At 67.8% G+C, this 12,282-nt stretch carries 15 protein-coding genes; 8 read left to right on the top strand and 7 right to left on the bottom strand.

The window, feature by feature from the left end:
- The first annotated feature begins 101 nt into the window (after positions 1-101).
- From AvAM_RS23260 to AvAM_RS23250, 3 genes are all read left to right on the top strand, one after another.
- Positions 102-1,193, top strand: coding sequence for a pirin family protein (locus tag AvAM_RS23260; RefSeq protein ID WP_137749280.1), 1,092 nt, complete (start codon positions 102-104; stop codon positions 1,191-1,193).
- A gap of 185 nt (positions 1,194-1,378) precedes the next feature.
- Entirely contained in the window at positions 1,379-1,849 is a 471-nt protein-coding gene (locus AvAM_RS23255) for a peptidylprolyl isomerase (protein WP_137749279.1), read from the top strand.
- 38 nt (positions 1,850-1,887) lie between these two features.
- Positions 1,888-2,238 carry a hypothetical protein gene (locus AvAM_RS23250; protein WP_137749278.1) on the top strand — a complete coding sequence of 117 codons (351 nt, stop codon included), beginning with the start codon at positions 1,888-1,890 and terminating at the stop codon, positions 2,236-2,238.
- A 68-nt stretch (positions 2,239-2,306) separates the two neighbouring features.
- On the opposite strand, the gene AvAM_RS23245 is transcribed toward AvAM_RS23250, so the two are convergent.
- Positions 2,307-3,230: a LysR family transcriptional regulator gene (locus AvAM_RS23245; protein WP_137749277.1), complete on the bottom strand. Its 924-nt coding sequence runs from the start codon at positions 3,228-3,230 to the stop codon at positions 2,307-2,309.
- Between the two features lie 109 nt (positions 3,231-3,339).
- Between AvAM_RS23245 and AvAM_RS23240 the strand changes: the two genes are divergently transcribed.
- Together AvAM_RS23240 and AvAM_RS23235 are read left to right on the top strand one after the other, a co-directional pair.
- Complete coding sequence (locus tag AvAM_RS23240; protein ID WP_137749276.1) at positions 3,340-4,005, top strand: glutathione S-transferase family protein; 666 nt, start codon at positions 3,340-3,342, stop codon at positions 4,003-4,005.
- Entirely contained in the window at positions 4,002-5,030 is a 1,029-nt protein-coding gene (locus AvAM_RS23235) for a pyridoxamine 5'-phosphate oxidase family protein (protein ID WP_137749275.1), read from the top strand. The genes AvAM_RS23240 and AvAM_RS23235 overlap by 4 nt, the downstream gene beginning before the upstream one ends.
- On the opposite strand, the gene AvAM_RS23230 is transcribed toward AvAM_RS23235, so the two are convergent.
- Positions 4,999-5,874 carry a TIGR03915 family putative DNA repair protein gene (locus AvAM_RS23230; RefSeq protein WP_137749274.1) on the bottom strand — a complete coding sequence of 292 codons (876 nt, stop codon included), beginning with the start codon at positions 5,872-5,874 and terminating at the stop codon, positions 4,999-5,001. The genes AvAM_RS23235 and AvAM_RS23230 overlap by 32 nt on opposite strands.
- 15 nt (positions 5,875-5,889) lie before the next feature.
- On the bottom strand, positions 5,890-7,173 hold the full coding sequence (locus AvAM_RS23225; protein ID WP_137749273.1) for a putative DNA modification/repair radical SAM protein: 1,284 nt from the start codon (positions 7,171-7,173) through the stop codon (positions 5,890-5,892).
- Positions 7,174-7,395: 222 nt separating this feature from the next.
- On the opposite strand from AvAM_RS23225, the gene AvAM_RS23220 reads away from it, so the two are divergent.
- Entirely contained in the window at positions 7,396-8,265 is an 870-nt protein-coding gene (locus AvAM_RS23220) for an AraC family transcriptional regulator (RefSeq protein WP_137749272.1), read from the top strand.
- 101 nt (positions 8,266-8,366) lie between these two features.
- Positions 8,367-8,711 carry a VOC family protein gene (locus AvAM_RS23215; protein ID WP_137749271.1) on the top strand — a complete coding sequence of 115 codons (345 nt, stop codon included), beginning with the start codon at positions 8,367-8,369 and terminating at the stop codon, positions 8,709-8,711.
- A gap of 46 nt (positions 8,712-8,757) precedes the next feature.
- Here the strand turns inward: AvAM_RS23215 and AvAM_RS23210 are convergent, their stop codons facing one another.
- Entirely contained in the window at positions 8,758-9,603 is an 846-nt protein-coding gene (locus AvAM_RS23210; RefSeq protein WP_137749270.1) for a class III extradiol dioxygenase family protein, read from the bottom strand.
- Positions 9,604-9,615: 12 nt separating this feature from the next.
- Entirely contained in the window at positions 9,616-9,963 is a 348-nt protein-coding gene (locus AvAM_RS23205) for a protocatechuate 4,5-dioxygenase subunit alpha (RefSeq protein WP_137749269.1), read from the bottom strand.
- A 58-nt stretch (positions 9,964-10,021) separates the two neighbouring features.
- On the opposite strand from AvAM_RS23205, the gene AvAM_RS23200 reads away from it, so the two are divergent.
- Positions 10,022-10,963 (top strand): LysR family transcriptional regulator, encoded by a 942-nt coding sequence (locus AvAM_RS23200; protein WP_212742300.1) that lies wholly within the window; start codon positions 10,022-10,024, stop codon positions 10,961-10,963.
- A 6-nt stretch (positions 10,964-10,969) separates the two neighbouring features.
- Here AvAM_RS23200 and AvAM_RS25770 read toward each other — a convergent pair whose 3' ends face one another.
- The gene (locus AvAM_RS25770; RefSeq protein ID WP_171012382.1) at positions 10,970-11,134 is read right to left on the bottom strand and encodes a hypothetical protein; all 165 of its coding nucleotides are present in this window, start codon (positions 11,132-11,134) and stop codon (positions 10,970-10,972) included.
- Between the two features lie 59 nt (positions 11,135-11,193).
- Positions 11,194-12,078: a gamma-glutamyl-gamma-aminobutyrate hydrolase family protein gene (locus AvAM_RS23195; RefSeq protein ID WP_137749268.1), complete on the bottom strand. Its 885-nt coding sequence runs from the start codon at positions 12,076-12,078 to the stop codon at positions 11,194-11,196.
- Positions 12,079-12,282: the final 204 nt, after the last annotated feature.

Here is a 12,282-nt window from a genome sequence, read left to right as displayed (position 1 = left end):
GCACTGTTCCATGCGGCGCACTTCTGCTCGGGCACCATTGGCGCCATATTCCACAGGCATGCCGCCCGATAGTGGTGGCGCACAACACGAGGAGCCTTCGTATGTCGTCGTCCACACCTGCTGCAACCACCCCCCTGGTGCCCATCGTGCGCGCCCAGTTGCTGGGGCCGCAGTGGCCCACGCTCGACCCGTTTCTTTTCTGCGCCCACCACGACGATGCCTACCCCGCAGGCAATGGCGCCTTCGCGCCCGCCGTGCCCATCGATGACCGCCAGATCGGCAGCGACTTCAGCCGCAAGGACGGCTGGAGCATGTACCACGGCGACCCGGTGCCCGGCTTCCCCGGCCACCCGCACCGGGGTTTCGAGACGGTGACGCTGGTGCGCAAGGGCCTGATCGACCACTCCGACTCGCTGGGCGCGGCCGCGCGTTTTGGCGGTGGGGATGTGCAGTGGGTCACGGCGGGCAAGGGCATCGTGCACTCCGAGATGTTCCCGCTGCTCAACGCCGACGGGCCCAACCCGCTGGAGCTGTTCCAGATCTGGCTGAACCTGCCCGCGCGCAACAAGATGGTGGAGCCGCACTTCACCATGCTGTGGAACGAGCGCATCCCGCGTGTGGTGCATGCCGACGCCGCAGGCCGCAAGACCACGGTGACGGTGGTGGCCGGTGCGCTGCCCGGTACGCCGCCTGGCGTGCCCGACCCTCTGTCGCCGCCGCCCGAGTCCTGGGCCTCGCAGCCCGAGGGCGACGTGGCCATCTGGACGCTGCACCTGGAGCCCGGTGCCGAATGGACCCTGCCCGCCGCCAAGGGGGAGAACACACAGCGCATGCTGTACTTCTTTGTGGGCGACCGCCTGCGTGTGGGCCCGCAAGAGGTGGACCGCCACGCCGCGCTCGAAATGCGCGCTGGTGAAGACTGGCTGCTGACCAACACCGGCAGCACCGCCGTGGAATGCCTGGTGCTGCAAGGCCGCCCGATTGGCGAGCCCGTGGCGCAGTACGGCCCGTTTGTGATGAACACGCAGGCCGAGATCATGCAGGCCATGAACGACTACCGCCGCACCCAGTTTGGCGGCTGGCCCTGGCCCGAGCAGGACCCGGTGCACGGCGCCACGCCGCGCCGGTTTGCGCGCTACCCCGGTCAGACCGAGGAAGAGCGCCCGGCTGAAAGTGTCGCAGCGGCTGGGTGAGTTGTCGGCCACCCCTTGCCGCCGTTCACGCTGAGCCTGTCGAAGTGCCGCGCAGGGCTTCGACAGGCTCAGCCCGAACGGGTGTTTCGTGTTTGAGGCGCGAACTTCCACATTCCGCTGCCAATGCCCCAACTCGCGGGTCGTGGACAATCCACGGTCCCGATCCGCGTTGTTAAGCAAGACCTATGAACATCACCAAAGACTCCGCCGTCACCATCAGCTACAAGGTGACCACGCCCCAGGGCAAACCGCTGGACGCGGGTAACCTGGCCTACCTGCATGGCGGCTATGAAAACATTTTCCCCAAGGTCGAAGCCGCCCTCGAAGGCCAGGCCGCAGGCTTCAGCACCACGCTGCAGCTGGCCGTGGAAGACGCCTTCGGCGGGCGCGATGAAAGCCTGGTGCGCACCATCCCCAAGAGCGAGTTCCCGCCCGGTGTGAAGGTGGGCGGCCAGCTGCAGGGCGTGGGCAACGACGGCCAGCCCGCCGTGTTCAACGTGGTCAAGATCAAGGGCCCCGAGGTGCACCTGGACGGCAACCACCCGCTGGCGGGCCAGGCCCTGGTCTTCAGCTGCAAGGTGACCGAAGTGCGCGCGGCATCGGCCGAAGAAGTGGCCCACCGCCATGTGCACGGCGGCCATGGCCACCACCATTGATTTGATGAGCGGCCGTTAAAAAGCCACCGCCGCATTGCATGCACGGCTTTCTGGACCGCCTGGGCTATGCGCTGATCGGCGCCTTCTTTGGCGCGCCGGTTGGCGTGGCGGGCTGGTGGCTGTATGGCCTGGCGCATTCGCTTGCCTACGACGGCCCGGGCATGGATCCGGTGCTGCGCCACTGGGTGCAGTACGGCGCGGCGGCGTTTGCGGTGCTGGGCTTCATCTTCCGTGCGCGGGCGGCCGATGCCGTTGCCGACACGGTGTCCGGCATTCTTCACTTCGAGTTCGACGAAACACCGGGCCAGGCGGCGTCTGCCCTGGTGCTGTGTGTGGTGCTGGCGCTGGTCATCGCCGCAATCTGGTTCACCAGCCCTTCTTTTGGTTAGTTTGCTATTTATTTGATAGCTTGTTGGGCATGATGGGCGCGCGGTAACGGCCAAAAAAGTACCAAGAATCAGCGCCTTCCACCCCGCACCAGCCCCCGGCCCTGCAACACCGGCTCGGCCGCCAGCCGCTCGCGCGCAAACTCCACAAACGCGCGCACCTTGGCGGGCGCGCGCCGCCCGGCGGGGTAGACGATGTGCACGGGCACCGGCGGGGGCTCAAACCCGGCCAGCACAATGCGCAGCCGCCCCGCGCGCAGGCTGGCAGCGGCCTGGTAGGCCAGGCAGCGCGTGAGGCCCAGGCCCGCCTCGGCGGCGGCGATGTCCACCTCGTTGGCGTTGCTGATCCACGCGATCTGCGGCTGGCCCACCAGCGCGTCGGCAAACTTCCAGGGCGCGGCGGCGCGCGCGTCGAACGAGAACGCAATCGCCCGGTGCTGCTCCAAGTCCTGCGGGTGCTGCGGCTCGCCGTGGCGCGCCAGGTAGTCGGGTGACGCCACCACAAGCCGCCGCAGCGCACCCACGGGCAGGGCGGTCAGGCCTGAGTCGGGCAGGTGGGCAATGCGCACGGCCACGTCCATGTCTTCTTCCAACAGGTGCACCAGCCGGTTCACAAACAGCGTGCGCGCCTGCACACGCGGCTGGGCCTGCAGAAAGTCGCGCACGATGGGCGCCACATGCTGGATGCCAAACATCTGCGGCGCCGTGATGGACAGCAGCCCCTGCGGCTGTGCCTGCGCGCCGCTGGCGGTCTGCTCGGCCTCGTGCAGGTCGTTCAGGATGGGGCGGCAGTCGGCCAGAAAACGCTCGCCCGCCTCGGTCAGCCGCACCAAACGCGTGCTGCGCTGGAACAGCAGCACACCGAGCCGTGCCTCCAGCGCCGCAATGGCGCGCGTGACGGCCGCCGCAGAGCAGCCCAGGCGCCGCCCCGCCACGGCAAAGCCGCCCGCATCGGCCACGGTCACAAAGCAGCGCAGGGTGTCGAGGTGGTCCATTGTTGCGTCTTGCGAAATTCTGAAAGACGCACTATCGCTATTCACGCCGTGAAGTGCAATAGATAAGGTCGAGTCCTTCGCACAACCTGCTTTGACAAGGACTGACACCATGGCCGCTACCCACCTTCCTGCCGCCCCGCTCACGCTGCACCGCACGGCCATCTCTGGCCACTGCCACCGTGTGGAGCTGCTGCTGTCCCTGCTCGGCCTGCCGCATCGGCTGGTGGAGGTGAACCTGCTGCAGGGCGAGCACCAGCTGCCCGCGCACCGCGCGCTGAACCCGCTGGGCCAGGTGCCCGTGCTGGTGGACAGTGACGTGGTGCTGAGCGACAGCAATGCCATCCTGGTCTACCTGGTGCAGCGCTACGCGCCCGGCAGCGCATGGATGCCGCAAGACCCCGTGGGCCAGGCGCAGCTGCAGCGCTGGCTCAGCCTGGCTGCAGGCTTTCTGGCGGCGGGCATCGGTGGGCCGCGTTTTGCCACGCTGACGGGCAAGCCCATCAACGAGGCGGCCCAGGCCCAAGGCCGGCGGTTGCTGGACTTCATGGAAGCCGCGCTGCAGGGGCGCGACTGGCTGCTGGGCGGCGCCACGCCCAGCCTGGCCGATGTGGCCATGGTCAGCTACACCTCGCAAGCCCATCTGGCCGGCCTGCCGCTGCCCACCGCTTACCCGCGCGTTGCCGCCTGGGTGGCACGCCTGCAGGCGCTGCCCGGCTATGTGCCGCTGCTGGACCACCTCAGCGGTGTGACTCCCCAGCCCGCGGAGGCCGCATGACCGCCCTGCCCGCAGGCGGCAGCGAAGGCCCCACCCCCAGCGCCTGGCACGCCGGCGAACAGGCGCTGCAAGCCCGCGCTGGCGTGCACGAGCGCATGGCCGCCGTGGGCGAGGTGGTGATGCGCGACCACATGCCCGACCAGCACCGCGAGCTGTTCGAAAAGCTGCCCACGCTGCTGCTGGGCGCACTCGACGCGCAGGGCCAGCCCTGGGCCACCATGCTGGCGGGCCCACCGGGCTTTGTGCACACGCCCCACGCGCAGCGCATGGACATTGCAGCGGCCATCGACCCTGCTGACCCCGCCCTTGCGGCGCTGGCCGCGCACGGCACCGGCGCGCCCGTGGGTGTGCTGGGGCTGGAGCCGCACACGCGCCGCCGCAACCGCATGAACGGCCATGTGGTGCGCTGGGGCGCGCAGCAGGGCCTGTCGATCACCGTGGCGCAGAGCTTTGGCAACTGCCCCAAGTACATCCAGGCGCGTGCACCGGGCCTGCGCGCCGCCGTCACGCCACCGCAGCCTGCCCAGCCGCTGGGCCAGTCATTGGATGCTGCTGCGCTGACCCTCATTGCGCGCAGTGACACGCTGTTCATCGCCAGTGCCTCGGCCGCCCGGCCCGGTGTGCAGCGGGGCGAGGGCGTGGACATCTCCCATCGGGGGGGCGAGCCCGGTTTTGTGTTGGCGAAGCACACCGCAGAAGGCCTGGAACTGTGGCTGCCCGACTACCCCGGCAACCTGTTCTTCAACACCCTGGGTAACCTCGCCCAGCACCCGCTGGCCGGGCTGCTGTGGGTGGACTACGAAGACGGCGGCCTGCTGCACGTGGCCGCGCGCGCCGAGCTGCTGTGGGGCGAGACCGACCGTGCGCCCTGGCCCGGCGCGCAGCGCGTGCTGCGGCTGCAGGTGCTGGGCGGGGTGTGGCGCGCGCAGGCACTGCCCTGGCGTTGGACGGCGGCGCAGCCCGCGCCGCAGTTCAGTGCGATGCGCCAGGCGGCTACGGCAGCGCCTGCGGCACCGGGCGCTTGAGTGGCGCAATCGCCTTGCGCGGGGTGGTGGGCTCGGCGGCCACCATCTGCGCGCTGCGCTCGTGCGCGGTCTGCGCCAGTTCGGTGATGAGCGCGGCCTCGGGCAAGTTGTGCCAGTAGCGTGTGGGCATTTCCTTTTTCATCATGGTGAGCTTGAGCCGCGCGGGGTTGAAGATGTGGCGGTAGTAGGTGAGCCACAGGGCCTCGCCCGCATCGGGTGGTGGCGCATCGCTGCGCTGCGCGCCGGGGCCGGTGTGCAGCTGCTGCCCATCCCAGCGCACGCTGGCGTCGGGCGTGAGGATGGCCCAGCGCATCTGCGTGAAGCGGCGGATGAAGAAGCCCGCGTTGGCCACGGTGATGTAGTGGTCGGGCTCGAACCAGGCCATGTGCAGGGTGTTGCCATCGGGCTCCACCACGGGCCGAAAGCGCACAAAGGCGTGCATCTTGTGCATGTCGCGCCCCACGGCGCGGACCATGTGGTGGGCTTGCATGCGGTCGGCGTCCAGCGGGTCGTGCCGTGCGGCTTCGGCCTCCGCGCCGCCTTGGGCCATGCGCCACAGCAGGCGGTACATCAGCGCAAAGCGGACCGGGTCGCGGTGCAGGATGAGCTGCTCGCACAGGTGCACAAAGTCGGGGGGAACGCGCAGCGTGGGCGCATCGGGGGTTGGCGGCGGCAGGGCGTTGTGGCCGTGGGATTCGGGCGCAAACAGGTCTTCAGCGGCATCGGCCTGGCAGCGCCAGTCCACGGCCTGCGGGGGCACGTTGGCTAACACCAGGGCGCGTGCGGCGGTGCGAAAGCCTTGCCAATCGGTGGGGTGCTCCAGCGTGACGGTGTGGCGCTGCATGTGTTCCGCTCCGGCTCAAAACAGGCTGCGTTGCACCGGCGGCTGGGTCAGTTGTGCGGCGAGGTCGGCGGCGTCCAACGCACGGCCGGGGCGGTAGTCGGCCGCCTCCACAAACGGCAGCACCTTCTTGAGCGGCACATGCAGCCGCGCCAGGTCCGCATGCCGCAGGCGGCGCACGCGGCGGGCGGCCAGCAGGCGGTCTACCGTCTGCACGCCAAAGCCGGGCACGCGCAGCAGCAGTTCGCGCGGGGCGGTGTTGAGGTTGACGGGAAAGCGCTCGCGGTGCGCCAGCGCCCAGGCCAGCTTGGGGTCCACGTCCAGCGCCAGCATGCCGACCTGGTTGCCTTGGCTGGGCGGCACGATCTCGTCGTGCGTGAAGCCATAAAAGCGCATCAGCCAGTCGGCCTGGTACAGCCGGTGCTCGCGCACCGTGGGCGGCGCAGCCAGCGGCAGGGCGCGCGCCGCATCGGGAATGGGGCTGAAGGCAGAGTAGTACACCCGCCGCAGTCGGTGCACGCCGTACAGCCGCGCGCTGGTGGCCAGGATGGTGCGGTCGTCCGTCGCATCGGCCCCCACGATCATCTGCGTGCTTTGCCCGCCGGGCGCAAACAGCGGCACGTTGGCCCGCCGCGTGGTGCGCGACTGCGGCATCGACACGATGGCCTGCGCGGCTTGCTCTTTGCGGGCCGCGCGCGATTCGCCAATGTGCACCGCCATGCGGGCCATGGATCGGTCGATGGCGGCGCTGTTTTTCTCCGGCGCCAGGGCCGTGAGGCTCTCCGCCGTGGGCAGCTCGATGTTGATGGAGAGGCGGTCGGCATAGCGGCCCGCGCGCTGCATCAGCTCGGGCGATGCGTCAGGGATGGTCTTGAGGTGGATGTAGCCGCGAAAGTCGTGCTCCTCACGCAGCACGCGGGCCACCTCCACCACCTGCTCCATGGTGTAGTCTGGGCTCTGGATGATGCCGCTGGAGAGGAACAGCCCCTCAATGCAATTGCGGCGGTAAAAGTCCAGAGTGAGCTGCACCACCTCATCGACCGTGAAGCGCGCCCGGGGCACGTTGCTGGTCACGCGGTTCACGCAGTACAGGCAGTCGTACTGGCAGAAGTTGGTGAGCAAAATCTTGAGCAGCGAGATGCACCGCCCGTCTGGCGCGTAGCTGTGGCAGATGCCCATGCCCTCGGTCGAGCCCATGCCGCGCCCGCCCACGGAGTTGCGTGGCGCCGCGCCGCTCGATGCACACGAGGCGTCGTACTTGGCCGCGTCGGCCAGGATGGCGAGTTTGGACTGTAAATTCACTGGATAAATTTACAGTAAATTTCTATCCCCGGCCAGTCTGGTGGGTTTTTGTGCTATTGAAAAAGTAGCTGCCAGCGCTTTTGGATAAAGCGCTGGAGGCCAAAAAGGCTTGAAACTTGTTGACTGCGCCGCCTCCCGCGCCTACACCGCCGTGGCCAGCGCGCGGCCAAGCGGTGTAAGGTGGCCCGTCGGCTCCATCGACGGACCGACAGGAGGAACCCCATGCCATCGCCCATAGCCTCAAGCCGAGCCATACCGGGCCCCGGCTTACCGGGGCAGCCCGCCACAGCGTGCGCGATGTGGGGCTTTGAAGAAGCGTTGCCCCACACCGTGCGCCGCCTGGAGGTCGCGCACGCGGGCATCAAGCTGATCATTGGCTGGCATGCGGCCTACGGCATCAAGCTGCCCGCTGGCGCCATGCAGCCGTACCAAGCCCTGGTGGTGGGGCTGGGTGGCGGGCCGGTCGTCACCGAGCATGTGGGCGCGCAGGCCTGTGTGGAAGTGACGCTGGCGCCCTGGCTGTGTTTTCAGCTGTTCCACGGCAGCCCGGATGTGCTGTCGTGTTCTGTGGTTGCACTGGCCGATGTGTGGGGCCCTGCGGCCACGCAGCTGTCCGAGCAGTTGCACCACGCGCCGGACTGGCCCACACGCTTTGCGCTGGTGCAGCAGTGCCTGCAAGCGATGCTGGCCCGGTCGCGCCGCACGGTGCAGGCGCCCGTGCGGCAGGCCTGGGACTTGCTGAGCGCGCAACGTGGCAACCTGTCTGTGTCGGCCCTGTGCCGCGCCGTGGGCTGGAGCGAGCGGCACCTGGCGCTGCAGTCGTGCAACCAGTTGGGGGACACGCCCAAACGCCTGGCGCGTCGATTGCGGTTTGGCGCTGCCCACCAGGCACTGGAGGGCACCTCCGGCCCCGCTGGGCTGGCGGATCTGGCCGATCTGGCCGCGCGCTGCGGGTATGCCGACCAGAGCCACCTGAGCCGGGAGTTCCGGCACTTTGCCGGTTGCTCGCCAGCGGCTTACCAGCGCGCGGGCTTTGCCGATGTTCCGGGCAAGCCTGCCAGTTTGGTGGAGCTGGCGGAGCGCGGGGACTGAGCATCCCAAGGAGCCGGGCGCTCAGGTCATTTTTCTTCAAGACGGGCGGACGCGAGGCGGCCAGACTGGCGCACTTGCCATGTATCCCAATGGAGATGCCGATGTTTGCCCCTGTCTCGTTTCTTGAAATCGGTGCAGAAAACGCCCCGGTTTCGCAGCTGTTTTTCAGCCAGCTTTTTCAATGGACGTTTGAGCCCACGGAGAAGGTGGGCGAGGGCTGGTTTGTGAATGGAGGCATGAAGGTCGGCCTGCATGGCGCAGACCCAGCGCAGTCCATCACCCCGTTCTTTGAAGTGGCCGACGCGGTGCAGGCGGCCCAGCGTGTGCGGGCGCTGGGCGGGACCGTGCAGCCGCCGGGCCCGGAGGAGCCAGGCTTTGGCGTGTTTTTGATGTGCACCGACCCGGGCGGCGTCCGCTTCGGGCTGCACCAGCCCGCACGGCGCTGAAGGACCACGGCCGTGCCGTTCTGCACCTTGGCCGTGGCCTGCTGCGTTACACCGTCTCCAGCGCCATCACCGCTGTGGCCGTGTTGGAGATGGGGATGTGGTAGTTGCTGTGCACCCGGCGCACGCCCGCACTCGCCGTGGCCAAGGCACCCCGCATGGCCACCCACATCAGCAGCTCCACGCCCTGCGTGCCGGTCTTTTCCACCAGCTCGTGCACGCTGAACTGCGTGGCCCATTCGGGGTTGGTGGTCAGGCTTTCGATGAACTGCAGGTCAAACGCCTTGTTGATGAAGCCTGCGCGCTCGCCGTCGAGCTGGTGGCTGAGGCCGCCCGAGGCAATCACCGCTACCTTCTTGTCGCTGTTCCAGCTCTGGATCGCTTGGCCCACGGCCTTGCCCAGCGCGTAGCAGCGCTTGGCCGACGGCAGCGGAAACTGCACGGTGTTGATGCACACCGGCACCACCGTCACGGGGCAATCGCCCTCGGGCCAGAAGAGCTTGAGCGGCAGCGTGCAGGCGTGGTCCACCAGCATCTCCTGGCAGGTGGTCACGTCAAATTCCTGATCGATCAGCGTGTTGATGAGGTGCCACGACAGGTCCACCTCGCCCGGGAAGGGCGGTAGCGTGGGGATGCCCCAGCCTTCGTCGGCGTTGTTGTATTGGGCGGCAGCACCCACCGCAAAGGTGGGCATCTTGTCGAGGAAGAAGTTCAGGCCGTGGTCGTTGTAGAACATCACCACCACGTCTGGCTTCTTCTCGCCCAGCCACTGGCGGATGGGCGGAAAGCCGTCGAAGAAGGGCTTCCAGTAAGGCTCGTTTTGCAGGCCCTTGTGGATGGCGTTGCCAATGGCTGGGATGTGCGAGGTGCCGAGGCCGCCGATGAGTTGTGCCATGGGTTTGTCTCCTTATTTGCCTGCGGCCACGAGCTTGGCCTTGAATTCATCTTTGGTCATGCCTGTCTGCTGCGCGCCGATGTCCTGCATGTCCAGCTTGAAAATGCCCGCGAACTTGGCCAGGTAGTAGGCGTTGCCGCCCGCAGCAATCAGCTGCAGCACGTTCTTGGCGCGGATGGCGGCGGCCTGCTGCTCGTTCAGGTGGTACTTCTTCATGTACGCCTCTTCGTCGGCCACAAAGGCCTTGCGGTTGGCCTCGTCGTTGAACGAAAAGCACATCTTGTTCAGCGCATAGCCCTTGCGGGCCTGGTCGCCATCGAACGGCGTGGTGCCGGGGATCGGGGGCAGTGGGGAAGGCATGGAAGTCTCCGGGGCTTGATGTAAGTCAGCCCGCAGTGTCGCGATGCCATTGCCAAAGATGAAGCCTGAAAACATCATCGAATGCATGAGCAAATTCGATGGATCGGGCCTGGATGGGCACCTGCTGAAACTGCTGCTGGCGGTGCTGGAGACGGGCAGCATCACGGCGGCGGCCGAGCGCCTGGGCGTGACCCAGTCGGCCGTGAGCCATCTGCTCGACAAGCTGCGCGCCATCACCGGCGACCCGCTGTTTGTGAAGCGCGGGCGCGGGATCGTGCCCACTGCCCGCGCCGAGGCCCTGGCCCAGCCCGCGCGCGACATGCTGCACCAGATGCAGCGGTTTGCCCAAGGGGCCGCGTTTGACCCGTTGCATTGGCAGACCGAGCTGACCATTGCGGCCAACGACTTTCAGCGCGATCTGCTGCTGCCCGCGCTGGCCGCGCGCTTGCGCAGCGCCGCACCGGGCGTCACGCTGCGCATCGTGCCCAGCGGCGCGCCCAGCGCCGAGTTGCTGCGCTCCGATGCGTGCCAGCTCGTCATCAGCCCCCGCCCGCCGGATGGCACCGACATCGTGCAAAAGCGCTTGTTTGAAGACCTGTACCGCGTGTTTTACGACGCCAGCGTGCGCAGCGTCCCGGCCACCGAGGCCGACTACCTGGCCGCAGACCACGCCACCGTGGCCTACGAAGCGCACCGGGGGCTGGACCTGGACCGCCAGCTGTTGGCGCGTGGCGTGCGCCGACGCTTTGCCGTGCGCGTGCCGGGCTTTGCGGCGCTACCGGCGTTTGTGCGCGGCACCGCGCTGCTCACCACCGCGCCTTCTTTGCTGGCCCGCACGGCGCTGGCAGGCCTGGCCAGCGCGCCCGTGCCGGTGGTGTGTCCGGCCATGCCGATGTATCTGATCTGGCATGCGCGGTACCAGCAGGATGCGGCGCACCGGTGGCTGCGGGGGGAGGTGGAAGCGGTGGTGGGGCCTGACCTCACCCATGGCAGGTCATGAAGCCTGCTATCGCTCGGTGTCGTTTCCTTGCTTGCCAGTGATCATGGCGCCGACGATCTCGACGGCAGTGCCGAGTACCAGTGCGAAGCCCGCCGCACCACTGAATCCGGCTACGAACAACGCCAAGGCGGCAACCACGCTAAGAATTGCTACATAGTGAAAAGGCTTCATGAGGTTCTCTGGGAGGGGAGCGGCTCTGCGTAAGGGCTGCCAGAACGCAGTGGGCTGGATCATTTCTCGGCGGCCTTGCGATCGCTGCGCAGCGCACCGCGCAACAACCGCGTCGCCCGGTCACGCAGCCCCGCCGGCTTGCCGGGCCGCACCGGATGCGCCTTGGCCTCGGCGCAGGCCGCCAAAAAGTCATTCAGGATGGCCGTGTCGTCCAGCGTGTCCGACCCGCGCTTGTGGAATTCCGGGTGCCACTGCGTGGCTGCTATGTAGCCGCGCCCCGGTGCAGGCTTGAGGCGGATGGCCTCGGGCACGCCGTCGGGTTCGCTCAGGGCCTCGACCTCGAACTCGGGCGCCAGGCGTTTGATGCCCTGGTGGTGGATGCTGTTCACGCGCGCACGGGGTGCATCGGGGTAGAGCTGGGCGAGGCGCGAGCCGGGCACGATCTGGATGCCGTGGAAGTGCTGGTCGTAGGTGGTGGCGTTGCGGTGCTGCAGCGCGCCGGGGTGCTGGGTTTCGATGTCCTGGTACAGCGCGCCGCCAAAGGCCACGTTGATGAGCTGCAGGCCCCGGCACACGCCAAAGATGGGCTTGCCCACTTCGGCAAAGGCCTTGACCAGGGCCAGGTCGTAGATGTCGCGCACGCGGTCGCCCACCCACTCGTCGCGCAGCGGCTCCTCGCCATAGTTGCCGGGCCACACATCGGCACCGCCGTGCATCACCACGCCATCGAGCCACTCGGCGTAGTGCTGCAGCGTCACGTCGCCGCGTGCTGTCTCGCCGGTGGGGCAGGGCACCATCACGACGATGGCGCCGGACGACATGATCCAGTGCGCGATGGATTGTTCGACGTACTGCAGCGTCTTGTTGGTGAACAGGGGGCGGGTGGGGTCAGCGTGCTGGAAGCAGGCCGACAGGCCGATCTTGAGGCGGGGGGCAGCGGGCATGGAAAAGGGCTCCGGGCGGCACACGCAGGGCGTGGCGGGCAACAAGAAGAAGGGGGTGGAGAGGGCGGGAGAGCCCACGGGTTTGTTTGTATCACTGCCTTCTTTGGCCGTCTGTAGGAAAGGGCCGTGCGGGGCAGGCCTCGCCGGAGCACTGTCTCTGCCTCTGTTACACGGCGCTACGAAATGTGGCTTTCTTCATGAAAT

The sequence above is a fragment of the Acidovorax sp. NB1 genome, assembly GCF_005405905.1.
In the GTDB taxonomy this organism is placed as follows: domain Bacteria; phylum Pseudomonadota; class Gammaproteobacteria; order Burkholderiales; family Burkholderiaceae_C; genus Acidovorax.
Note: the sequence above shows the minus strand (reverse complement) of the source record. Positions and strands in the feature narration are given on the sequence as shown.